We start from the raw sequence: 23,336 nt of genomic DNA, 5'->3' as shown, positions 1-23,336 counted from the left end.
ATAGAATGTGGGTAATATTGACAAGGCAAATCTACAAAATAATACAGTAAAAGACAGTATTCAGACTACTAACAGCCATTTACAAACAATTGTTGCAAATAAATCTTTTGCTTTTAACAGTAGCCGTAATCACTATTATAAATCATAAAAAATGCCTTCCGGTTAAATTTAATCAGAAGGCAGTTATATAATAAAAAGCAAAGTAGTCGGTGAACTTTACTCACTTTTCAGAACTTTCACCGGATTGGTTTCCGCTGCTTTCATTGTCTGTGAGCCGATCATAAGAAAGGCAATTAGTAATACACCTGCCAGGCCAATGAGTAGCTCTAAAATATGTACGGGTGTGTGATAAGGAAAATTGCGAAGCACATATTTTTCGAAGAAAATATAAGTTACAGGCAGAGCAATAAGTGCCGATACCGAAAGCATAATCAGAAACCCACGACTCAGCAAGAATACCAGACTACCCGAACTCGCACCCATCACTTTGCGGATACCTATTTCTTTCAGTCGGGTTTCGGTAGTAAAAGCAACCATACCAAAAAGCCCCATTGATGAAATAGAAATAGCCAGAATTGAAAGGAAGCCAATGATTTTTATCATGACAGAAAATTCACTATAGGCATCTTCTATTTCCTGATCATAGAATTTAGCATCTAATGGGTGTACCCGATCTGTTTTTTTCCATGCCGACTCAATCCTGGCCATAGTTGCCGGTAGATCGGTGCTTTGAATCCTGGCATTAATAACAGCCCTGTCTCCGGGTGTCCAGAACATAAATGCAACCGGCTCAATAAGGTTATCAATCTTGCCATAATGAAAGTCTTTTATTACACCGACAATCGTCATCTTCCGCCCATGAATACGGAAGCTGCTGAATGTAATCTCCTTTCCGATTGCCTTCTCAGGGTTATTGTCACCAATATTAAATCGTTTTAAAACCTGTTGGTTAACAATTATTTCTGTGGCGGCTTCAGGAGTTGTAGGTCTTGCCTTGAAGTTCCCTCCTGCAATAAGTTTATACTCATGCAATGCCAGATAGTTTTCATCTACGTGGTTAGTCATTACTAATGCGGAGTCGCGGGAATCTTTATATTTCATAAACCCTCCCCAGGCGTTTCCAACGCTCGTAATTATTAATGAGCGTGACAACGCCGTTACTTCTGGTATTTCACTTAGTTCCTTCAGAAGTGCCTCAGGCTTGTTACCCTGCATATCTATGTTCAGGATATTTTCTGTATTAAATCCGAGGTCGAATGCCAGTATGTTTTTATACTGCACATAGCCAACGGCAGTTGTAGTAATAAAAATCAAGGTAAGTGTATATTGAACTACCACAAGCACACGCCTGAATGTTGCGAATTTAAACCCTTTTACCGACGATACATTTCTGAGTGCATTGATGGCGTTGACTCTGGAAAAGAACAGTGCTGGCAGGAAACCGGCAATAATACCTACTATAACCGAAAAGAAAACAAAGGCTATGACCATAGTCGGTGTGAGCGCAAGTTTTACCGTGCGTTGCATCTCAGGTGCAAGGTTTATGAGTTGTGGACGCAGTAGAAGAAAGATAAAAAATGAGAGAAGAAGAGCCGACAGCGAAATCATGATTGACTCTACCAGAAACTGCTGCCATACCTGACTCTTCTGCGCCCCGATAGCTTTCCGTATGCCTACTTCTTTAAAGCGGCGCATGGCACGCGCTATCGACAGATTGGTATAGTTGAAACACGCAGATAATATCACTACCAGTGCAAGCCCGCCAAGTATCCAAAGCACCACCGGAGCCATATGCGGGCCAGTAGAGCCTGGACCTCCTTCCGACTGCCGGAAGTTTTCGCCAACCACAGTTTTATATAATGGCAACATCTCAAGCTCGATTTTCAAATTTTCTTCAGCAAGATTTTCCTCTTTTGCAAGGGCGTTCAGTTGAGACTGAACAGAAGTAATGTCTGCACTTTCGGGTAGTAGTAGATATACATAGTTCGACGACATACTTGTCCATTCGTCAAAGTTTCTGTTATTTTTGTTAAGCTGTTCGGCGGTTGACAGAGAAACCAACGCTTCAAAGTTAATGTGCGAAAAGAACGGAACATCTTTCATAACACCAGTTACCTGATAATCAAGGGTATCAAATCTGATCACCCTACCCAGTACATTATCGTTACCGAAGAGTTTTCTGGCGGCAGTCTGTGTAAGTACAATCGAGTAGGGATCCTTTAATGCTGTTTCAGGGTAGCCTTCTATCATAGGGAATGTAAAAATCCTGAATACTGAAGGGTCTGCCCAGAAGCCCTTTACCGGAAGTACATTATCTCCGACTTTCGCATCCTGAGAAAAACCTTGTCGTAGAGTGGTTACATCATTAATGCCCGTTACCTTCTGTTTAATCAGTTTGCCTGTCTTGATTGAAGTAGTGGCAAACTTACTGCTTTGCTTGCGGTTTTCTGTCAGTACGCTGGTGATGCGATAGATTCTGTCACCATTCTTGTTGAATCTGTCGTACGACCGCATATCAAGTACAAAAGCAATCAATAGTAAACCTACCGACATACTGATGGCGAGACCAATAATATTGATAAACGAGAACATTCTGTTGCGTAACAAGTTCCGTTTTGCCGTTTTAATGTAGCTTCCAATCATAATCTTTAATGTAATATAGTTTTACAAGTCCTTGTATTCAGATAGTTGGTAAAACTACTAAAGTATTATAAGCCGAATAAAAAAATGATGTAAACCCATCTAAAAATGGGACGAATTTTAAAAAAATCTCAGGATCAGATTCGTATTCATAGCCTGCTAATGATTTAAAAGAAAAACTCCCTTCTGATAATTTCAGAAATCTTTACATTATCCTTGCTAATCATAAAAGCAAAATCTCCCGCCAGACAATTATTCTTAAGCAACCTTCATCAGTTTTTTTTCGTATTGGCTCAGACAATAATTTTTGGTAATCACAGGTACTGATCCATGCAACTGCCTGGTTTTAAATTTTTAAAATTTATTTTAAAAATTTCACAGCGTTCATAAAACTTTAAACGTCTTATGTTTATAAAGTCTGCCACGCTTTGGTTGAGACCTGTGAAGCAAGGGAAGGAAGATGAGCGCGGCAGCTTTTTTAGAAAAAGCGATACTTGAATTAAACTGTTTAAAACGTTTTGCCTATGCGTTACGTAAGGAAAATCACTCCCGATCAGGTGGAGTATTTGAGAGAAGTGTCTCGTCGTAGCCGAAATTACAGAGAACGTGAGCGGGCAAAAGCCATATTATTAAGTTTTAAAGGCTATAACGTAACGACATTGTCAGACATTTTTGAGGTAAGCAGAGCAACCATTACAAATTGGTTGGATGCCTGGGAAACAAGAGGAATGAAAGGACTGAAAGATTTACCCAAGCAATCGCACAATGTTCCTTTAAGAAAAATAAGTAGTACTACACTACAAACAAAGGAACTGATGTATCATTGAGAAACTTTTGAAACAAATCTACTTCTATTTTTATTAAAGTTTGTTCCTGTTAGGGGCAAACTTTTTTTGTTATAGTATCTTGCAAATTTGGTAAATTGTATTGCATTCTTTTCAAAAAAGAAGATATTTACCACAGCAATTGTATCTGACAAACTATGAAACCCGACTTTTCTAAAATAAATCTTTTTGAGGAAAAGGATACTACTCCAGACTTAATCGGAGTCAACACCCCTGTTTTCAAAACAGCCGAGGGAATAGCCATTAAGCCACGGTTTACCGCCGCAGACATTCAAAATGCTGAGCATCTGCATTTTTCAGCGGGTATTCCGCCGTTTTTAAGAGGCCCGTACAGTACAATGTATGTAATGCAACCCTGGACAATCCGCCAGTATGCAGGTTTTTCAACAGCTGAAGAGTCAAATGCTTTTTATCGGAGAAATCTGGCAGGCGGTCAAAAGGGTTTGTCTGTAGCTTTTGATCTGGCTACGCACCGGGGTTATGACTCAGACCACCCCCGTGTGGTGGGTGATGTAGGAAAAGCAGGGGTGGCCATAGATTCAGTTGAGGATATGAAAATCCTTTTCGACCAGATACCTTTAAATGAAATGTCGGTTTCAATGACCATGAATGGAGCCGTACTACCCATTATGGCATTTTATATAGTAGCCGCAGAAGAACAAGGGGTAAGTCCTGAACAACTCTCAGGTACGATTCAGAACGATATTCTGAAAGAGTTTATGGTGCGTAATACTTATATCTATCCGCCAGAATTTTCGATGAGAATCGTAGGAGAAATTTTCTCTTATACATCTCAGTTCATGCCCCGCTTCAATTCTATTTCTATTTCTGGCTATCATATACATGAGGCGGGCGCGCCTGCGCATCTGGAGCTGGCTTATACTTTGGCCGATGGTTTGGAATACATTCGCACAGGTATAGCCGCCGGAATGGATATTGATGATTTTGCGCCACGATTATCGTTCTTCTGGGGCATAGGAATGAACCACTTCATGGAAATCGCCAAGATGCGTGCTGGAAGATTATTGTGGGCAAAAATCGTGAAACAGTTTAATCCTGAAAATGCCAAATCCTTAGCCTTACGTACCCATTGCCAGACTTCGGGCTGGTCGTTGACAGAACAAGACCCTTTCAATAATGTAGCTCGCACGGTTATTGAAGCGATGGCCGCTGCTCTCGGGCATACCCAGTCATTACATACCAATTCGTTAGATGAAGCCATTGCCCTGCCAACTGATTTCTCGGCGCGTATTGCCCGTAATACCCAGTTATATATTCAGCACGAAACCGAAATCTGCCGGGTAGTTGACCCCTGGGGAGGTTCTTATTATGTAGAGTATCTGACCAAAGAATTAGTAGAAAAAGCCTGGGCATTGATTGAAGAAGTAGAGGCATTGGGCGGAATGACCAAAGCCATAGAAACAGGATTGCCTAAGATGCGTATAGAAGAAGCGGCAGCCAGAAAACAGGCCAGAATTGACTCGGGCAAAGATGTGATTGTAGGAGTAAACAAGTATAAAACTAATGCAGAAACTGACATAGAATTACTCGAAGTTGATAACCAGAGTGTACGGCAGAAACAGATTGAAAGGTTAGAGAAAATCAAAAAGGAACGGAACAACGAAGAAGTAGAACAGATTCTCAATAAAATTACTGAGGTAACAGCCAATGCTACGGGCAGAATAGAGGATAATTTATTGGCATTGGCAGTTGAAGCGGCACGCAAACGCGCTACCCTGGGCGAAATATCTTATGCTATGGAAAAAAAAGTGGGTCGTCATAAAGCTACTATCCGGTCTATTTCGGGTGTGTATCAATCAGAGGTTTCTGATGATGAGAATTTCAGGATTGCCAAAGAAATGGCTGATAAATTTGCAGAACTGGAAGGCCGCAGACCAAGAATCATGGTAGCCAAAATGGGTCAGGATGGCCACGACAGAGGCGCCAAGGTAATTGCCACCAGTTTCGCCGATTTAGGTTTTGATGTAGACATTGGCCCACTCTTCCAGACACCGCAGGAGACCGCCCAACAGGCCGCCGAAAACGATGTGCATATTGTAGGGGCATCCAGTCTGGCAGCAGGCCATAAAACGCTCGTCCCGCAGTTAATAGAAGAACTTAAAAAATTAGGCAGAGAAGATATTATGGTGATAGCCGGAGGGGTCATTCCTCCGCAGGACTACCAGTTTTTGTATGATGCCGGCGTAAAAGGTGTTTTCGGCCCCGGCACAGTTATTTCTGTTGCGGCGCAGAAGATTTTGAAGGAGTTGATGGGGGAGTAGGGTTCCTACTCCCATTCCCTACAAATTCCCACTCGCCTTTTTGTACCTTACACTCGCAATCAGAAAATTATAAATACTTGAGAGATACTGATTCTCTGCACTCTGTAGTGAATACTCAGTATTCTTTAAATCCGAGAGCAGAATAACCCCTTTCTCAAAACGAAATTTATCTGTTTCTAAAATTCTTTGAGCCAAAGCGATATTTTTCTTTGCTTCTTCTAAATTCAGTTTCGATTGTTGCAGGGTGTTCCAGGTACTTTTTGATTCATAACCGAAATCATTCCTCAACCGCTCGGCATTCAAAGTATTAATCTGCTGGCGCACCTTGAAATCATTGGCTGCAAGTCGGGCTTGTCGTCCATCAAAAATGGGTACATTGGCTCTGATACCTATATAATTAGCCGGAAACCACGTGCCCTTCTCAAAAGGATTCAGCGTTTCGGCCAACTGGAAATAAGAATAATTGCCGTAGGCCGATACCATCGGCTTGTTTCTTGCCAGTTGCTTCTGCATATTCAGTTGGTTTAATCTGAGATTCAACTCTTCTGCTTTCAGTTCTGTACGTCTTTCAATATTAGATTGATTGTCCGTAATCTGCGAGTAGTTGAAAATGGCCTGCAAATCTTCGGCTGGTTCAACGGTATCTGTTGTATTTAATTGGTATTGAAAGGCAATCAGGCTAAGGTCATAATCCTGCTGGTTCTTTGTTTGAGCCAGTTTTGCATTACTCACATCTAATTCAAGTTTATCCAGGTCATTTTTCAGAATAGCTCCCTGGTCAAATCGTGCCTTGCCAACTTCAAAATAACTATTGGCTCTTTGCAAGGCTAATGCCGACAGGCTCAGTTTTTCTTTAGCAAACACACTATTATAATAGGCCTCTGTAATGGCCTGCCTTACGTTGATGCGTATTTGTTCAAGGGTGTTTTTCTGTGCTTCAACCTGGGTGTCGTTCACAGCCCGGTCTACTTTTCTGTTAGCATCATATACCTTCTGCTCGGCCTGTAGCATAAAACTGTTATTAAATGGGCGCCCTAACTTTACTTCGGTCTGCGACTCTCCAGAACCTGGTAGAGCAAAAGGCAATACTGTGGTTTGAAGCTGGGTGTTCCAGCGTATATCGGCATTGCCACTCACCTGGGGTAGCCATTTCGCTTTTACTTTCTCATTTTCAGCAGAAGCAATCTGCAAGTTCAGGTTTTGAGATTTCAGTTCTATCCGGTTTTCCAGACCTTTCTGAACTGCCTGTTCAAGCGTAAGGGTTTGAGCAAATGTGGCTGATACCGTAAAGCCAAGTATAAATGATAGAATAACTCGTGTCATAATTTAATTTTTTCTTCAAAGGTATATACTTATCAAAAGGGGTGTATAATTTTTTTGATAAGACGGAAAAAAATCACTATTAAATCACTTGATTTTGGATTGAGGGTTTACAAACGAAGATTAAAATAGTTCATGTATTGTAAAAATAATCTTCTAAAATTAAACCAACCCCCCTGAAAACACTCTTTTAATTAAATTTCAGCTATCAAAAGTCTTCTTAATCTGCTCATTTAAAGCCTGTTAAAACCCTTTAACGAATCGTTAACAAATACGCAATAAACCCCGGGCGGCTCTTTTACATCTAAGAATCAAATAAGTTTAAAAAACAGAAAATTAACAATAACCAGAAATTCACTATGAAAAAATTAATCATGATAGCAATGTTGGTGGCAGGAGCCATCGGTGCTAATGCGCAAAGAGGATATGACAAACGTGACGGTGGCCGATATGGCAGAAACGATAATGTAATAGAAAGCTATCAGTTTCAGGCCCGCAACGAAATTGCCCAAGGCATCAAGACAGGCAGAATTACCTCAAACGAAGCTAAAAAGTTATTACGTGAAGCTGAAAGAATTGAAGTGAAAGAAAACCGTTTCAAACGTGATGGTAGATTAGATAATTTTGAACGCCGTGAGTTAGAGCAGGATTTAGCCGTATTGCATAGCTGGATTGCCCGTGAAAAACGTGACAGAGACCGTGTAACCTACGAAGATTACAGCAGAGGATATGCCAGTGGCCGTTATAACGACCGTTACGGCAAAAGATTCTAACAGATGGTAGAAGACATTAATAAATGAGTTTTATTAATAATGCTTTTTCGTAAAGGACAGGGTAAGGTACTAACCTTACCCATTGTTTTTTATAGAAATAGCTTATGAAACAACCAGCACTAAATGATTGATAAATAATCTGCCGCTTTTAAGTAAGAATTAACTTAGATATGTAACTTGCAAAATGATTATTTATGACTCAATTGTATGATAGCTATAAAGAATGCCGACCTTGGTGCTACGATTAACCCTAAGGGAGCCGAATTGATAAGCCTAATTCACCATGCTTCCGAAATTGACTTTATGTGGTCGGCTGACCCTGCTTTCTGGGGTAAATCTTCGCCGGTGTTGTTTCCGATTGTAGGGTCTTTGAAAGAGGATTCTTTTATTTATAAAAATACAACCTATCATTTGCCACGGCACGGCTTTGCCCGTGACCGTGTGTTTGTTGTAGAAAATCAAACAGAAGATAGTGTTACTTTTCTTTTAAAATCAGATGAAGCTTCTCTGAAAGTCTTCCCTTTTGAGTTTGAATTTCGTTTAAATTATAAAATAGAAGAAAACCAGCTTCATGTAAAATATGAAGTGACCAATACAGGAGAGGCGGAAATGTACTTTTCAGTAGGAGGGCATCCTGCTTTTAAAGTACCTGTAGTAGCCGGAACAAGTTATGAGGATTTTTATCTGGAATTTAATGTAGCAGAAGACCTGATGCGCTGGCCTTTAACCAAAGAAGGTTTAATTGAAGCAGCGCCAGAGAAACTTCTCGTAGATGACAGCCATTTGCCGCTGACCAAAGAACTATTTTATCAGGATGCACTCGTTTTTAAGCATTTGCAGTCAGATAGCGTTACCCTGAAATCAGATAAAACATCACATCAATTAAAATTTGATTTCAAAGGCTTTCCGTTCTTAGGTATCTGGGCAGCCAAAAATGCCGACTTTGTATGCATTGAACCCTGGTTTGGTATTGCGGATAGTGCCAACCATAATCAGCAATTGACTGAGAAAGAGGGAATTAATCAATTGAATATGAATGAAACTTTTGAAAGAACGTGGGGGGTGAGAGTTGAGTGAATTAACGATTTTTGTCTTGAACTGTGATTTACCAGATTAACCTGATTTTTCTGATTTGATTAATTATGAATATAATCTTGAAAACAAAATTTCCAATCAGTGTAATCCTTAAATCAGTTTAAACGGTCCGCCGTCGAGGCAAAGTTTAAGACTAATCTCATATCTTTGCCAAAATATAGCTTAACTATAACCAACAGATGAAACTTTTTTACAGAAAAACAGGCGAAGGTCAGCCTGTATTAATTCTTCATGGCGTTTTTGGCTCTTCCGACAACTGGTTTACAATTAGTAAAATGATTGCCGACAAAGGCTTTGCTGTTTATGCATTAGATGCCCGTAATCATGGACAGTCGCCACGCAGTGAAGAGTTCAGTTATGAACTGATGGCCGATGATCTGAACGAATTTATCGATGAACACCAATTAGATAAACCGATTATTATTGGGCATTCGATGGGAGGGAAGACCGTGATGCACTTTGCCATGAAATATGAAGGGAAGTTCAGTAAGTTGATTATTGTGGACATTGCCCCTAAATATTATCCTTCGCACCACGGACATATCATTCAGGGGCTAAACTCCATAGATTTAGATAAACTCACCAATAGAAAAGAAGCTGAACTGCAATTAGACCGCTATGTAACAAGTGTAGGCGAACGTCAGTTCCTCTTAAAAAACCTCTACCGCAACGAGTTAGGTAAATTCGACTGGCGTTTGAATCTTCCGGTTCTAAGTCGAGAAATCTATCAGATAGGCGGTGATTTTACCGATACCCACGAAGTCATGGAGCCAGTTTTGTTTATCAGAGGAAGCGAGTCAGGCTATATTTATGATGAAGACATTCCTGCCATTAAAAAAATATTCCCGAATGCTACAGTAGAAACCATTGAAGGCGCAGGCCACTGGATTCAGGCTGATAAGCCTGATGTGTTTGTGGAGATGGTGGTTGGGTTTATTGGGTAACTTCCTGTGATTAAAAACTATTAGTAAGAAATACTGTAAATGAACTGGTCAGCACTTTTTAAGATAGTAGCGGTAGAAACTATTATCCGAGTTGTCGGGCTGTTTTTTTGTTTCTTTATACCAGCCGAAGGAGGTTCTCAAACAGTCGGAATGTTTGCACTTGCTCTAATAATCTTATTTTTTGTTACTACAATCCTTGAAATCATTCTTTTTTGCATGTCTTTTTTGATTTTCAAAAAAGTAAATCTGTCCTATAAAATAATAGAAGTGAATTTATCTGTAATGATAGTGATATATGCGTATAACATGGGAAACATGATAGAAATGAGTAGTTTTGGAGTAAAACTCATGCTTTTACTACTATTTGTATTTAATGTGGCAGCCATTTTATCAGTAGGAATATTTTTTAAGAAAATATGAGAAGTATTGATTTTTTTACCCCACTCCAACCATCCCCCCAACAATCTTAGCCGAAGAAAGCGCCAGAGGTATCCCTCCACCCGGATGCACACTTCCTCCCACAAAATACAAATTCTTGATACGAGAAGAGAAATTAGCATGGCGCAAAAATGCCGCAAACCTATTATTAGAGCTATTGCCATACAAAGCACCTTGTACCGAAGAGGTTTTCATCTCAATACTTCTGGGGTCAAGAATGCTTTCTGATTCTATTAATGGGGCAATATCTATTTTGAGGTTTCTGCTGAGTTTTTCTATTACATTTTGTCGGGCTTCTGCAATGATTTTATCCCAGTCTTGTCCCTCATTGGCGGGGGCGTTTAGTAAGATAAACCAGTTTTCACAACCTGTCGGGGCATCGCCTTTTTTGTATTTGGACGTGATATTCAGATAAATCGTTGGGTCGTGGTAAATGGTTTTCTTCTGAAACTGATGCTCAAATTCAGTATTATAGTTATCTGAAAAGAAGATATTGTGTAAACCCAATTCCGGAAATTCCTTTTTGATTCCCCAATAAAAAATCAACCCTGAGCCACTTTTAGGTTGGTTCAATAGTTTTTCAGGGTGTTTGGCGTAGGGTAAGAGTTTGCGGTATGTAGGGGTAATATCCATATTACTTACTACTGTATCAAACTCCCGAAAATCTTCGGTTTTATTATCGTTTGCATCTTCAATTTTTAGCCCTTTCACTTTTTTATTTTCTACTACTATCTCTTTCACCCGGGTATTGAAATGAAATTTCACGCCTAAATCTTTAGCCAAAGCCACCAGACTTTCGGTGATGCCATACATGCCATTTTTCGGAAAAAATGCACCGATATTATATTCCAGATGCGGAATGATATTCATTGTGGCAGGTGTCTGATAAGGGTCAGACCCATTGTACGTGGCATAACGATTGAATAATTGTATGGCTTTGGGTGTAGAAAAAAACTGCTCATTGGCGGCATTCATGGTATTAAAAATACCTAATTTATGCAGGTTCAGATAGCCTTTAAATGCCTTAGCTGATGTCCAGGTAGAAAGTTTATGCAAAGAATCTTCCAGAAATAATCCACTCAGTATTTCATATTTGAAAGCACTGTCTTGCAGCATTTTTATTATTTTATCGGCAGGTTCACCTAATTGTTTTTCAGCTTCCAGGGCAAATTCCTTCGAATCAGAAGACACATTTAAGCGGGTGCCATCTTCCCAGAAGTAGCGGCATACCTCTGGCAATCTGATATATTCAAAATAGTCACTGACTTTTTTGCCTGATATTTCGAATAATTCTTCTACGAATTGTGGCATGGTAAACAGCGAAGGCCCTGCATCAAAACGATAGCTGCCTTGCTCAAAACTACTGAGTTTGCCCCCTGCATAACTATTGGCTTCAAATACTTCTACTTCATAACCTTTGGTGCGTAAACGAATCGCCGTAGCAATGCCACCAATACCTGCACCAATAATCCCTGCTTTCATAGAGTCAGTTTAATAATCAATATAGTTTGCTTCTTATTAACAAACAGGATTAACTTTTGTTCGTTAAGAATAAGCAAACCTTATCGGATAAAATTTTCTAAGAGAGCGCAAAGGTAATAATAAAGGTTTTATGATATTACTTCATGTTCGGATGACATTGCCAGCAACTCTTTAATAGAAGAGTTATATTGGTTCAACGCCGATTTAATCAACCTTAGAACAGTATTCATTTCTACTTCAGTACCAATCGTCAGGCGGAGGCATTGGGCAAGCGGGTAACTTACCAGGATATTTCTTGCAGTCAATACGCTTTTGACTTGCTCCAATAAACGGGTATCTTGAAAATATAATAAAATGAAGTTTGAAGCAGAAGGCAATGCTTTGAAAGAAGTTTCGTCGGCCATTTCATTCAGTAAATACAAAACAAAGTCCCGAAGATTTTTGACTCTCTCCTGATTTACCTTTAAAGCTTTGATAAATACCGGATTATTCAATGCTTCAGTTACGACCACTTCCGTAAAAACATTGATGGTGAATGGAATCGTGTATTTTTTTATCAGGCTGATTAACGATGCACTTCCGGCAGCATAGCCAAAGCGGATAGCTGGTAAGCCGTAGCCTTTCGAGAAGGTTTTCAGAACTACCAGATTAGCATATTCATTCACCAAAGTTAAGGCAGATTCTCCGCCAAATTCTCCATAAGCCTCATCAACAACAAAAATACAGTTGGCATATTGGCCTAACAGGTTTTTCAGGGTTGTCAGAGGCAAACTGGCTCCTGTCGGATTATTAGGAGATGTCAGAATAATCAGCGAGGGTTCTGCGATCTTTGGGAAAGCATTCAGATTAAAGAACCCGCCTTCCCATATATCCCACTGTCTGTAAGGCATTCGCTCATTCTGGCAAATCTGATGATAGAGCGTAAACGTTGGATTCTCAATAATGGCTTCTGAAAGAAATTTTGAACAACAATTAATTATCTGTTGAATCAATTGAGACGAGCCATTACCCAATACGATATTTTCGGGCGATAAACCTGCCTCTTTAGCTATTAACGTATGTAATTGTGTCTGATGAAAATCAGGATAACGATTCCAGGCCGCCTCAGCCATCTTGTTGACCAACTGTTGTTTCAGGTTTTGTGGAATATCAAAAGCAGTTTCGTTACAATGTAATCTCATGATGTCATGAGAGCCTGATTCTGCGCACAGCATTTGTTCTATTTGTGAGTAATCGGGTACTTTGTTTGTAGATGCTATTAATTGTTCTGTCGAATTCATGGTTATAATTTTAGAAAAGTTTCAATAGATTGTTGGTTGGTATTAAATCGCCCAGAAAAGACTCGTGATTTCTTCTCCTTTAAAATCGGTGGCATATCTGTCGGGTAAACCGGTTTTTATATATGCTCCGTTTAGTTCAAGGTACTCAAACGAAGCCTGGCGTTTCTGAAGTGTAAAGCCCGTTTCCTTCAGTAACTCAACCCATTGTTCGGTAGCAAAATGTTTCTCAACACGCACTTCCTCGGTGTTGCCGAGCACGTCATCAATTTCACGGCTGAAAAACAATTTCAATGCAGCCTTTTCCGTAGCTGTAATCGGCAACGTATCTATAATCTGAAACAGTAAACCATAATGATATTTACAATTCTGAAAACGCTTCTCATAAGAGGGCTCAAAGTGGTCAGAGTTTGGTTCACTCAATACAAAAGCATTTGCATTCAGATTTTTCAATACCTCAAACACCGCTTTTCTTTGAGAGATCAACCTGATATGGTGCAAGGCAAAAGAGGCATTTATATATAAGCCATCGTATTCGGCCGGAAGCATCCGGGATAACTCTTCTTGTGTCATTTGCTCAATAAATGCCTCTTTTATAATCAATCTGATCTCAAAAGGTGCATTCTGGCTGGCACGTTTGATATTCTCTTCGGTCATTCTTAACGCATCAGCAAAAGGCTCAATTCCGATAATAGTCAGACATTTTATCTGGTTGTCAGCTTTTTTTGAAAGCCCTTCAATAATATTGCTTACCTGAAAACCCGTTCCGATACCAATATCCATCAAAACCGGATTTGGATGGTTTATCAGGACATCAATCAACAATGTATTGGTACAATGCTGACTAAGGTTTGCCAGTGGGAATTGCTGAATGAGTAATTCAAACAGGCGAATCTGTGGAATCTCAAAACGTTGTAAATAAATATGTTCCTGCAACTGCCCATCTGTCAGATGTTTCCGCATAGCTTTGGCCAGAGTATAGGTAAACATAGCTTCCGGCTCATCTAAATCTTCTAACGATTCATGGTAAATATCATTCAGTAAGGCTTTATCCACTTCAGTTAATGAGTCAGGCATCCGGCTTGCCAGGTCTTTCAGAATCACTTGAGTGCTTGCTAAGGCAGTTTTCATAGAATATTTATTTGTTTTGATTGATGATTCAAAATTATCATTTAGAGTTTAGCCTGTAAATTTTTTTCAGGCGAACGATAAGAAATTGTACTTGAATTGTATCAGGATTGAAATGAATCGTAATTCCGTTTATCAGATTTCCGAATAATTCTTAAATTACATGATACTTTTTTTGAGACCGGCTATTTCAGGCACTACAATGCTTTATCGGCTGCTGTTTTTATATATGCGGTATAACCTGTTTAGAATCCTGCATATTTCTTTCAACCTAAAGATAACCGGATTAGCGGTGTAGTTTATGAAAAAGTGACATCATTTAATAAAATCTTAAACAATTTCGTCGGTTAAAATCTATTTTTAAAAGAATTTACTAAAGATTTCTATTATTTTTTCATTATTTTGCGTCATACAAATCGATATACCTTATTTGCGTAATTTTACACTCTCCTTAATAAACCCAAATGGCTAAATTATTAATTGTTGATGATGAAAAGAGTATTCGGGATGCTTTAAGAGACATCTTGGAATATGAAGAATATGAAGTAGATGAGGCGAAAGATGGCGAAGAAGGATTAGAAATGGTGCTGAAAACCCATTATGATGTAGCTTTGTGCGATATAAAAATGCCCAAGTTAGATGGATTGGAAATGTTACTGAAAGCAAAAGAAGAAGGTGTAATGACCCAGTTTGTCATGATTTCTGCTTTCGGGAACGTCGAAAATGCCGTTGAAGCCACTAAACGTGGTGCTTTCGACTTCATCACCAAACCACCTGATTTAAACCGCCTGCTTGTAACGGTACGCAATGCCATAGAAAAGAGCAAAGACGTGGAGGTAATCAAGACACTGAAACGCAGAATCTATAAAATCAATGAGATTGTCGGGGAGTCAGACCTGATCAAAAAAGTAAAGGATACCATTGACCGTGTTGCACCTACCGAAGCCCGTGTGCTCATTACAGGGCCAAATGGCTCCGGAAAAGAAATGGTTGCCAAGCAGATTCATGAAAAAAGTAACCGTTGTAACCAACCATCTGTAGAAGTAAACTGTGCGGCAATCCCGTCAGAATTGATTGAAAGTGAGCTTTTCGGACATGAAAAAGGTGCTTTTACTTCAGCAATCAAACAGAGAATCGGTAAATTTGAACAGGCAGATGGCGGTACGCTTTTTCTTGATGAAATTGGCGATATGAGCCTTTCGGCACAAGCCAAAGTGCTGAGAGCCTTGCAGGAAAGCAAGATTACACGGGTAGGTGGAGACAAAGAGATAAAAGTAAATGTGCGTGTCATTGCCGCTACAAACAAAGACCTGAAAAAAGAAATTGCAGAAGGAAACTTCCGTGAAGACTTATACCACCGCCTGAACGTAATTCCGATTCACGTACCAGCCCTGACCGACCGTAAAACTGATATTCCCCTTCTGGCTGATAAGTTTTTGCATGATGTTGCCGACGAATATGGCGATGCCGTAAAAGAATTTGAACCTGATGCCATGGAGTATATGAAAAGTTTGCCCTGGACAGGCAACGTGCGTGAGTTACGCAACGTAGTTGAGCGTCTGGTAATTATGTGTGGCCCCACTATTACCCTTGATGACGTAAAACTATATGCAGGAATAGGATTTTAATACGCGATGAATATTGTGAATCCAGTGAATAAAAGTCAGTACTGATTTTTATTTACTGGATTTTATCTGTGGATTTGTCTTAAATTTATTTTCACAAATGAAACGATGTCTGGCTTAAGTTTTGGTCGCGTGGCGTCTGCTAAAGCCGATTACGTGTTTCAATTTTAGCGTACAGACAATTGAATCAATAGCCCGCGCGGCATCCGCCCATTTTTAAATGGGGGTAAAAAGCAATAATAATCTATATCGGCTTTAGCCAAATATTATCGTTGTTTATAGCCAAAGATTTTGTATGACCCGGTTTCTCACTTTCCTTTCCCGATTTAAAAATTCCGTTATTCTTATTGGAATCCTTCCAATCATTTTTTATTGTTACATCATACTTCATTTTTCTTCCAACGTACCTTTCTACGATGATTTTTTCTGGGGATTCGATTACCTCGAACACTATTTTCAGAAAGACACGCTTATAGATAAAATCAGAATGCTGTTGATGCAGCATAATCAGCACCGATTTATTTATTTCAGAGCCGTATTGCTGGGTTTGTTTCAGTTAGAGGGCAATCTGAATTTCAAAGACCTGATACTGATCGGTAATATAAGTCTTTTCGGCATTTTTACGGTATATGCTTTGGCTTTCAGGCGCACAACACTCACATGGGTATATTTCCTGCCAATCCCTTTTTTACTGTTTCAGTACCAGTTCATGCATAATAGTATTGTCAGTTATGGAGTGCCCAATATGAGCATTATTTTTCTGGCTGTGCTTACTTTATATCTGGCTTGTTTTGCTTCTCCAAAACATACTTATCTGATATGGATCGCAGGTTTTTTTGCTACCTTTTCTAATGGTAATGGCATTGTGGTTTTCTTAGTGGCTATCATCCTGCTATTGCTCCGGCAAAGATTCCGTCAGGTTATTTATACATCTATTGTTTATGCCCTGAGTCTGGCTATCTATTTTAGTGGTTTCCACATGAACTCGGAAGAAGCTAAACTCAATGGTAATACTTTTCTATATGCCTTCCGCTTTTTAGGGGCGGCTTTCCTGACTGAGATTAATTCCATATCGGTTGTTTTTGGCATTATTGCCGTCATCGGAATAGTGGCCTACTTTGGCTATTTTTTCTTTAAACTGATACAAAACAGATTCAAACCTGTCCAGAACAACGTCCTGTTGTTTTGTCTGGGGGTATTTCTGTTTTTAGCAGCTACAGCCATGATGACCGCCGTGGTGCGTGCCATTCATAAAGTAGAAATTCCTGACTGGTATAAAAACTATTCAATTCTTTTTATTGCCACTATATACCTGTTTCTGGTGCAGTTTAAAATAAATCAATACTTCCGGCTGGCTACTTTGAGTGTATTTGTTTTCTATAGTGTAGGTATCTGGTATAAATCGGCAGAAAAAAATCTGATTAGCTTTCAGCTCATTAAATCAACTTTTGAGGCTGATGTTGTTAATTTTCAAAATCATCAGTACTGGTCATTTCTTACAGCACAGGAAGGACAGGCTTTTTACGAAAGACATAACAACCAAACCCGCCGATTTATCAGCAAAGGGTGGTATATTTTGCCTGAAACACCTTTGGGCAATCAGGTTTTTGACAGAAGTAAATGTGAAAAAACTAACTTTGTTTTAGAAAAATCTGCTGAACATTTTGCTACATTAATACAGTATAATCCAGAGAATCCGAAAGATACCGACAGGAAATATAAAGAACGCTATGGTTTTATTCTCAGCGATTCTACGAATCAGATGTATTTTTTTGGAGCTACCCCAACCTTTAACGGTATCAGAGGTCTCATTAAACATAGAAGTTTGTTTTATGACAAAACAGGATTCGGTGTGAAGTACGAGTATTTCAAAAATGCGATTCCGGCCGGAGAGTATCATGTGGGAATGGTATTTATTGATGGAAATCAGCAAGCTGAGTGGAAAATTTCAGAGCAGATCATCAGAGTTGATAATTATTAAGCATACATTTGACCAAAGAATATAAATCTAATCTCATGCAATACGATGTTACGGTGATAGGCTCAGGCCCTGGAGGATACGTGGCAGCTATCAGAGCTGCCCAGTTAGGTATGAAAACCGCCATTATTGAAAAATACAATGTTTTAGGAGGCACTTGTCTGAACGTAGGCTGTATTCCTTCGAAGGCATTGCTCGATTCGTCGGAGCATTTTTACAATGCGGCTCACCACTTTGCCGAACACGGCATTGATATACCTGCTCCCAAAGTAAATATAGAACAGATGATGGCTCGTAAAAAAGGTGTCGTAGAAAAAATGAATGGTGGGATTAATTTCCTGATGAAGAAAAACAAAATTACAGTTTATAACGGTTTTGGGTCGTTTGTCGATAAAAATACCATTAAAATAAAAAAAGCAGATAATTCAGAAGAGCAGATAACTACCGGAAAAGTAATTATTGCCACAGGCTCGAAACCAACGATTCTGCCTTTTATGAATTATGATAAAAAAAGAATTATTACCAGTACAGAAGCCTTAAGCCTGACAGAAATCCCTAAACACCTCATAGTGATAGGAGCAGGAGTGATAGGCGCAGAATTAGGCTCGGTATATGCCCGGTTAGGTGCAAAAGTAACTTTTGTGGAGTTTGCCGATTCAATGATTCCGACAATGGATAAAACAATGGGGAAAGAATTGCAGAAGGCAGTGAAAAAATTAGGTACTGATTTTTACTTTAATACCAAAGTAACCAGAATTGAGAATCTGGGTGAAGAAGTGTTGGTATCTGCCGATGGTGCAGACGGAAAACCTGTAGAGATTAAAGGTGATTACTGTTTGGTTTGTATTGGTAGAAGAGCGTATGTTGATGGATTAAACCTCGAAGCCGTAGGCGTAGCTACAGATAGGGGCAAAGTTGTAGTTGACGAACATACGCTTGAAACAAACATAAAAGGTATCTATGCCATTGGTGACGTAATACGTGGAGCCATGCTGGCACATAAAGCTGAAGAGGAAGGCGTGCTGGTAGCCGAAACCATGAACGGGCAGAAACCACATATTAATTATAATTTGATTCCGGGCGTAGTTTATACATGGCCAGAGGTGGCATCTGTCGGACAAACGGAAGAAGAACTGAAAGCCAAAGGTATTAGCTACAAATCAGGGCAGTTTCCGTTTAAAGCACTTGGCCGTGCTACCGCCAGTGGAGATACCGATGGTTTGGTAAAGATTTTGGCCAACAAAGAAACTGACGAAGTATTAGGTGTGCATATCATAGGAGCAAGGGCCGCAGATATGATTGCCGAAGCCGTAATGGCAATGGAGTTCAGAGCCAGTGCAGAAGATATTGCCCGCACCTCTCATGCACATCCTACCTATATGGAAGCTGTGAAAGAAGCAGCTTTAGCGGCAACAGATAACAGACCAATACATACGTAAGAATTGAGTGAATGAGTGATTAATTGCGAATTAGAGAATGGTGAATTAACGAATAATTATGTAAAATCCGCTAATTCAATATTCAAGGTTAGATCAACCACTCATTCACTCAATCACATAACTGCCCCTTGTACAGAAGCAGATTTTTTGGCCGTAAAGTAGTCAACCATGCCTAAAATCAGGATACATCTGGCTACAACTACTACGGTTCTGGGTATAAAACCCAACCAGGGAAGCTGTTCAACAAAAATGCTGTAGAAAACAAGATAATTAGCAAAAGCCATCAATATAACACCCCACCGGATCCAGAACTTATCGGTTTCATTGATAGGTAAAAATGAGGCTAATGTATTGGCGTAGAGATAAATAAAAGTATAGATAATCAGTAGAATTTTATCAAGATATGGCACTAAAGCATGTAAAGAGAAAATATAAAACAAAATAGGCACCAACGCATAAATAGGAACAATCTTCAATAATTTATAAGAAGACCCCTCTATTCGTATCTTTGACCCCATCAGCCTGAAAATAACCGCCCAGAGACAGACAATACACGCATGGGCAATCAGATTAAAATCTCTTATGAGTGGCGGAAAGAATATTACACATAAAGAAATAAGAACAGGAATGATAAGGGTCAGAATAAAAAGTTTGTCAATTAAGGTAGATAATGGTTTGCGATGTTGATAATACCAGACTGTCAATACAATAGCTGCAATAATTCTTGCAATAGCAATCCAGAAAACACTCTCTTTTTCTGGGAGTTCAATCAGAAAAAATTCTGAAATCAATAAAAGTAAAGTAGCAGTTATGTATCTTGTGTTCATTGCATGCTTAGGTAGAGCCTACATGGTTGCATATAGGCTCTTTATAAATTTAGGTTCGACTAATGTGATTCTCTCTGGACATCATGGCCCGATTTCCCGGCCAGAAAATCTAAATCAGCTCCTTTGTCCGCCTGAGTAACCGTATTAATATACAACTGCACATAGCCACGGTTATATCCCAGATCAAGAGGTTTCCAGTTTTTACGTCTCTCAGCCAGTTCTTCGTCTGATACATGCAAATGTATTTTACGGTTAGGTACATCTACTTCTATCAGATCTCCGTTCTGAACCAGTCCAAGGTTACCCCCAACCGCCGATTCAGGTGAAGCATGAAGAAAAACTGTACCATAGGCTGTGCCGCTCATGCGTGCATCTGATATGCGTACCATGTCAGTAACACCTTTCTCTAATATCTTCTTCGGTAATTGCATATTACCTACTTCGGGCATACCCGGGTATCCTTTCGGTCCTACGTTTTTCAAAACCAATACACAGGTTTCATCTACCTCTAATTCAGGGTCGTCAATTCGGGCGTGGTAGTCTTCAATCGTTTCAAAAACTACTGCCTTGCCTGTATGCTGCATCAGATGTGCCGAAGCGGCAGAAGGTTTAATCACAGCTCCGTTTTCGCAAAGATTGCCTTTTACAACAGCTATGCCACCCTCGCGTAATATAGGATTCTCAGCAGTAGCTATTACCTCATCATTCCATATCTTGGCACCTTTTGAGTTATCAACCAGACTTTTACCGTTTACCGTAATAGCCGTTTTGTTCAAAAAACCAGCCATTTCTTTAATAACTGCCGGAAGCCCGCCTGCATAATAAAAATCCTCCATCAGATATTTGCCCGATGGCATCAGGTTCAGCAGGAAAGGCATTTTACTGCCAATTTTATCGAAATCTTCCAGATCTACCTCAACACCTATTCTACCAGCAATAGCAAGCAAATGTAGTACCAGATTTGTTGAGCCACCCACAGCGGCATTCATCATGATGGCATTTTCAAAAGCCTCGCGTGTCAGAACCGATGATAAAAGCATATTTTCTTTGACCATTTCCACAATTCTCATGCCCGACATATGCGCTAATACCTTTTTGCGTGAGTCGGCTGCCGGGATTGCTGAGGCTCCTGGTAGTGTTAGCCCCAGGGCTTCTACCATTACAGCCATTGTTGAGGCTGTACCCATAGTAGAACAGTGCCCTATACTTCTGCTCATACAGGCTTCGGCGTCTTCAAACTCCTCGAGTGTCATTTTACCTGTTTTTACATCATCAGCAAAACGCCAAACATCAGTACCTGAGCCAATGGCTTTACCCTGAAAACGACCACTCAACATGGGTCCGCCCGGTACTACAATAGTTGGTAAATCTACACTTGCTGCACCCATTACCAGTGATGGCGTGGTTTTATCGCAGCCTGTCAGCAATACAATGGCATCGAAAGGATTCCCCCTTATACTCTCTTCTACTGTCATGGCAGCTAAGTTTCTGTAAAGCATTGCTGTAGGTCGGATAAGTGTTTCGCCTAACGACATTACAGGGAATTCGAGAGGAAAGCCACCGGCTTCATAAACACCATTTTTTACTGACTGAGCTAACTCGCGGAAATGCCCGTTGCAAGGGGTCACTTCCGACCATGTGTTGCATATTCCTATTACTGGTTTTCCTTTAAACTGATGTGCAGGATAGCCCTGATTCTTTATCCAGCTTCTGTAGATGAAACCATCTTTTCCATCTTTTCCGAACCAATCCTGGCTGCGTAATTTTGTTGTATTTTCAGAGGTCATAATTTAAGTTAGAGAAAAAGGCAAAAAATTTACCAATAATCCTTATTTTTGTGTTGTTTTGCAACCAAATTAAGAAAATTGTTGGAATTAATTGTGAATGACTTAAAAATTAAACATTATGAACTTATTTGATACGTTGAACGAGGCAATGACTGATGAAGTTGTATCAAAAATTGCCAAGTTGACCGACGAAGAGCCTACGAAAACTAAGAAAGCAATAGACGGGATTTTCTGCACTTTGATTGCAGGGTTAGTACGAAGAACCGGAAGCACCATGAGCGTAAATATGCTTTACAATCAGGTACAGAAAGGTAACCAGGGAGGAGATTTGATAGGGGATGTAATGTCTTATCTGAATAAAAAAGATAAACTGGATGCAATTTTAAAGACAGGCGATGGGTTGGTAAGTCAGATATTTCCGGCTTACAAGAGCCCGCTTATCAGTATGATAGGAACCTATGCCGGAATCAAGAAGAATTCATCAACAATGTATTCAAGCCTGGCAACTCCGATTCTGATTGATGCCGTAAGCAGAGAAATCAGTAATAATAAAATGGACGTTGATGCCCTGACTACCTACTTAGCCGACCATCACGAGCCATTGTTTAAAAGAACGCCGGAAGAATTAGTCGAAAAAATGATTCCTCAATTAGGTTTGCAGGAACTCCTTTCTCCTAAATTTACCTCAACCAAGCGTGTTATCGCACCAAAATCTGCTTCGGTAAAACCAAAGACCTCAACTGCCGTAAATACACCGCAGTATGTAGCTGAACCCGAGGAAGAAGAAGAGTCAAGTGCAAACTCGGCATTTCCGGTAAAATGGTTGTTAATTTTCCTTGTCGTAATAGCAGCCGCAGCTGGTGGGTATTATTATTATGAAAATTACTATAAACCATCACAAGCTGGTGCAAGTCAGGAAGAAACAACGGTATTGGGAGATTCAACCTTAACAGACGGAACAGCCACAGCTGTTGATTCAGTTGCGATTGACAGCGCAAAAGCAACCCCGGCTATTAGCAATGTTACCACTGGTGGCGGGGCTTTGACAAAGGAAGTAGAGCCTTATCTGATCGATAACACTAAACCTGTTGGTCAGATATTTACAATGAAAGATGTCTCTTTCGTAAAAGGTTCGCAGGCATTAGATGATAAATCAACAGGCGCAATTAATGAATTAGCCGATTTGTTGAAGAAATACCCTAAAATGCAGGTCAGAATACAAGGGCATTCGACCGATGCAGTAGGTATTGATAATAAAGCTATGGCAACCAAAAGAGCCTTTGCCATCAAGAAAAGACTTCTGGTAGCAGGCATAACAGATACCCGTATTGATGCTATCGGTATTCAGGGTGGTGGCGATAAGGCCGATATTAAAATTGTAACAAAATAAGTATCATAATTCCAGCATAAAAAAATACCCCGCCAATCGGCGGGGTATTTTTTTATGCTCATAAAT

At 39.8% G+C, this 23,336-nt stretch carries 17 protein-coding genes; 10 read left to right on the top strand and 7 right to left on the bottom strand.

What is annotated here, in order from left to right; all coding sequences use genetic code 11:
* Positions 1-216 precede the first annotated feature (216 nt).
* Positions 217-2,643 carry an ABC transporter permease gene (locus H1R81_RS11790; RefSeq protein ID WP_181840930.1) on the bottom strand — a complete coding sequence of 809 codons (2,427 nt, stop codon included), beginning with the start codon at positions 2,641-2,643 and terminating at the stop codon, positions 217-219.
* A gap of 521 nt (positions 2,644-3,164) precedes the next feature.
* On the opposite strand from H1R81_RS11790, the gene H1R81_RS11785 reads away from it, so the two are divergent.
* Positions 3,165-3,467: a helix-turn-helix domain-containing protein gene (locus H1R81_RS11785; protein ID WP_181840929.1), complete on the top strand. Its 303-nt coding sequence runs from the start codon at positions 3,165-3,167 to the stop codon at positions 3,465-3,467.
* A gap of 155 nt (positions 3,468-3,622) precedes the next feature.
* Positions 3,623-5,767: a methylmalonyl-CoA mutase gene (scpA, locus tag H1R81_RS11780; RefSeq protein WP_181840928.1), complete on the top strand. Its 2,145-nt coding sequence runs from the start codon at positions 3,623-3,625 to the stop codon at positions 5,765-5,767.
* A gap of 18 nt (positions 5,768-5,785) precedes the next feature.
* On the opposite strand, the gene H1R81_RS11775 is transcribed toward scpA, so the two are convergent.
* The gene (locus H1R81_RS11775) at positions 5,786-7,090 is read right to left on the bottom strand and encodes a TolC family protein (RefSeq protein WP_181840927.1); all 1,305 of its coding nucleotides are present in this window, start codon (positions 7,088-7,090) and stop codon (positions 5,786-5,788) included.
* Between the two features lie 356 nt (positions 7,091-7,446).
* Here H1R81_RS11775 and H1R81_RS11770 point away from each other — a divergent pair, with 356 nt between their 5' ends.
* The 4 genes from H1R81_RS11770 (at position 7,447) to H1R81_RS11755 (ending at position 10,319) form a co-directional block, all read left to right on the top strand.
* A complete protein-coding gene (locus H1R81_RS11770; protein ID WP_181840926.1) occupies positions 7,447-7,860 on the top strand; it encodes a hypothetical protein in 414 nt (137 codons plus the stop codon).
* Positions 7,861-8,067: 207 nt separating this feature from the next.
* Positions 8,068-8,937: an aldose 1-epimerase family protein gene (locus tag H1R81_RS11765; RefSeq protein WP_181840925.1), complete on the top strand. Its 870-nt coding sequence runs from the start codon at positions 8,068-8,070 to the stop codon at positions 8,935-8,937.
* Between the two features lie 197 nt (positions 8,938-9,134).
* The gene (locus H1R81_RS11760) at positions 9,135-9,899 is read left to right on the top strand and encodes an alpha/beta fold hydrolase (RefSeq protein WP_181840924.1); all 765 of its coding nucleotides are present in this window, start codon (positions 9,135-9,137) and stop codon (positions 9,897-9,899) included.
* A 39-nt stretch (positions 9,900-9,938) separates the two neighbouring features.
* Positions 9,939-10,319, top strand: coding sequence for a hypothetical protein (locus H1R81_RS11755; protein WP_181840923.1), 381 nt, complete (start codon positions 9,939-9,941; stop codon positions 10,317-10,319).
* 15 nt (positions 10,320-10,334) lie between these two features.
* Here H1R81_RS11755 and crtD read toward each other — a convergent pair whose 3' ends face one another.
* The 3 genes from crtD to H1R81_RS11740 all read right to left on the bottom strand — a co-directional run bounded on the left by crtD (position 10,335) and on the right by H1R81_RS11740 (position 14,227).
* The gene (crtD, locus tag H1R81_RS11750) at positions 10,335-11,819 is read right to left on the bottom strand and encodes a 1-hydroxycarotenoid 3,4-desaturase CrtD (protein WP_181840922.1); all 1,485 of its coding nucleotides are present in this window, start codon (positions 11,817-11,819) and stop codon (positions 10,335-10,337) included.
* Positions 11,820-11,947: 128 nt separating this feature from the next.
* Positions 11,948-13,099 (bottom strand): histidinol-phosphate transaminase, encoded by a 1,152-nt coding sequence (locus tag H1R81_RS11745; protein WP_181840921.1) that lies wholly within the window; start codon positions 13,097-13,099, stop codon positions 11,948-11,950.
* A 42-nt stretch (positions 13,100-13,141) separates the two neighbouring features.
* Positions 13,142-14,227 (bottom strand): GRAS family protein, encoded by a 1,086-nt coding sequence (locus H1R81_RS11740; protein WP_229251115.1) that lies wholly within the window; start codon positions 14,225-14,227, stop codon positions 13,142-13,144.
* A 461-nt stretch (positions 14,228-14,688) separates the two neighbouring features.
* On the opposite strand from H1R81_RS11740, the gene H1R81_RS11735 reads away from it, so the two are divergent.
* The 3 genes from H1R81_RS11735 (at position 14,689) to lpdA (ending at position 19,266) form a co-directional block, all read left to right on the top strand.
* Positions 14,689-15,852 carry a sigma-54 dependent transcriptional regulator gene (locus H1R81_RS11735; RefSeq protein ID WP_181840920.1) on the top strand — a complete coding sequence of 388 codons (1,164 nt, stop codon included), beginning with the start codon at positions 14,689-14,691 and terminating at the stop codon, positions 15,850-15,852.
* A 292-nt stretch (positions 15,853-16,144) separates the two neighbouring features.
* The gene (locus H1R81_RS11730; protein ID WP_181840919.1) at positions 16,145-17,830 is read left to right on the top strand and encodes a hypothetical protein; all 1,686 of its coding nucleotides are present in this window, start codon (positions 16,145-16,147) and stop codon (positions 17,828-17,830) included.
* A gap of 35 nt (positions 17,831-17,865) precedes the next feature.
* A complete protein-coding gene (lpdA, locus tag H1R81_RS11725; RefSeq protein ID WP_181840918.1) occupies positions 17,866-19,266 on the top strand; it encodes a dihydrolipoyl dehydrogenase in 1,401 nt (466 codons plus the stop codon).
* Between the two features lie 113 nt (positions 19,267-19,379).
* Here the strand turns inward: lpdA and H1R81_RS11720 are convergent, their stop codons facing one another.
* Together H1R81_RS11720 and H1R81_RS11715 are read right to left on the bottom strand one after the other, a co-directional pair.
* A complete protein-coding gene (locus tag H1R81_RS11720; RefSeq protein ID WP_181840917.1) occupies positions 19,380-20,093 on the bottom strand; it encodes a hypothetical protein in 714 nt (237 codons plus the stop codon).
* A 59-nt stretch (positions 20,094-20,152) separates the two neighbouring features.
* Positions 20,153-21,880, bottom strand: a complete 1,728-nt coding sequence (locus H1R81_RS11715; RefSeq protein WP_181840916.1) for an IlvD/Edd family dehydratase — start codon at positions 21,878-21,880, stop codon at positions 20,153-20,155.
* A gap of 118 nt (positions 21,881-21,998) precedes the next feature.
* Between H1R81_RS11715 and H1R81_RS11710 the strand changes: the two genes are divergently transcribed.
* Positions 21,999-23,270, top strand: coding sequence for a DUF937 domain-containing protein (locus tag H1R81_RS11710; protein WP_181840915.1), 1,272 nt, complete (start codon positions 21,999-22,001; stop codon positions 23,268-23,270).
* Positions 23,271-23,336: the final 66 nt, after the last annotated feature.

Origin of the sequence: Emticicia sp. BO119 (assembly GCF_013912375.1) — a bacterium.
Classification (GTDB): Bacteria; Bacteroidota; Bacteroidia; order Cytophagales; family Spirosomataceae; genus Emticicia.
Note: the sequence above shows the minus strand (reverse complement) of the source record. Positions and strands in the feature narration are given on the sequence as shown.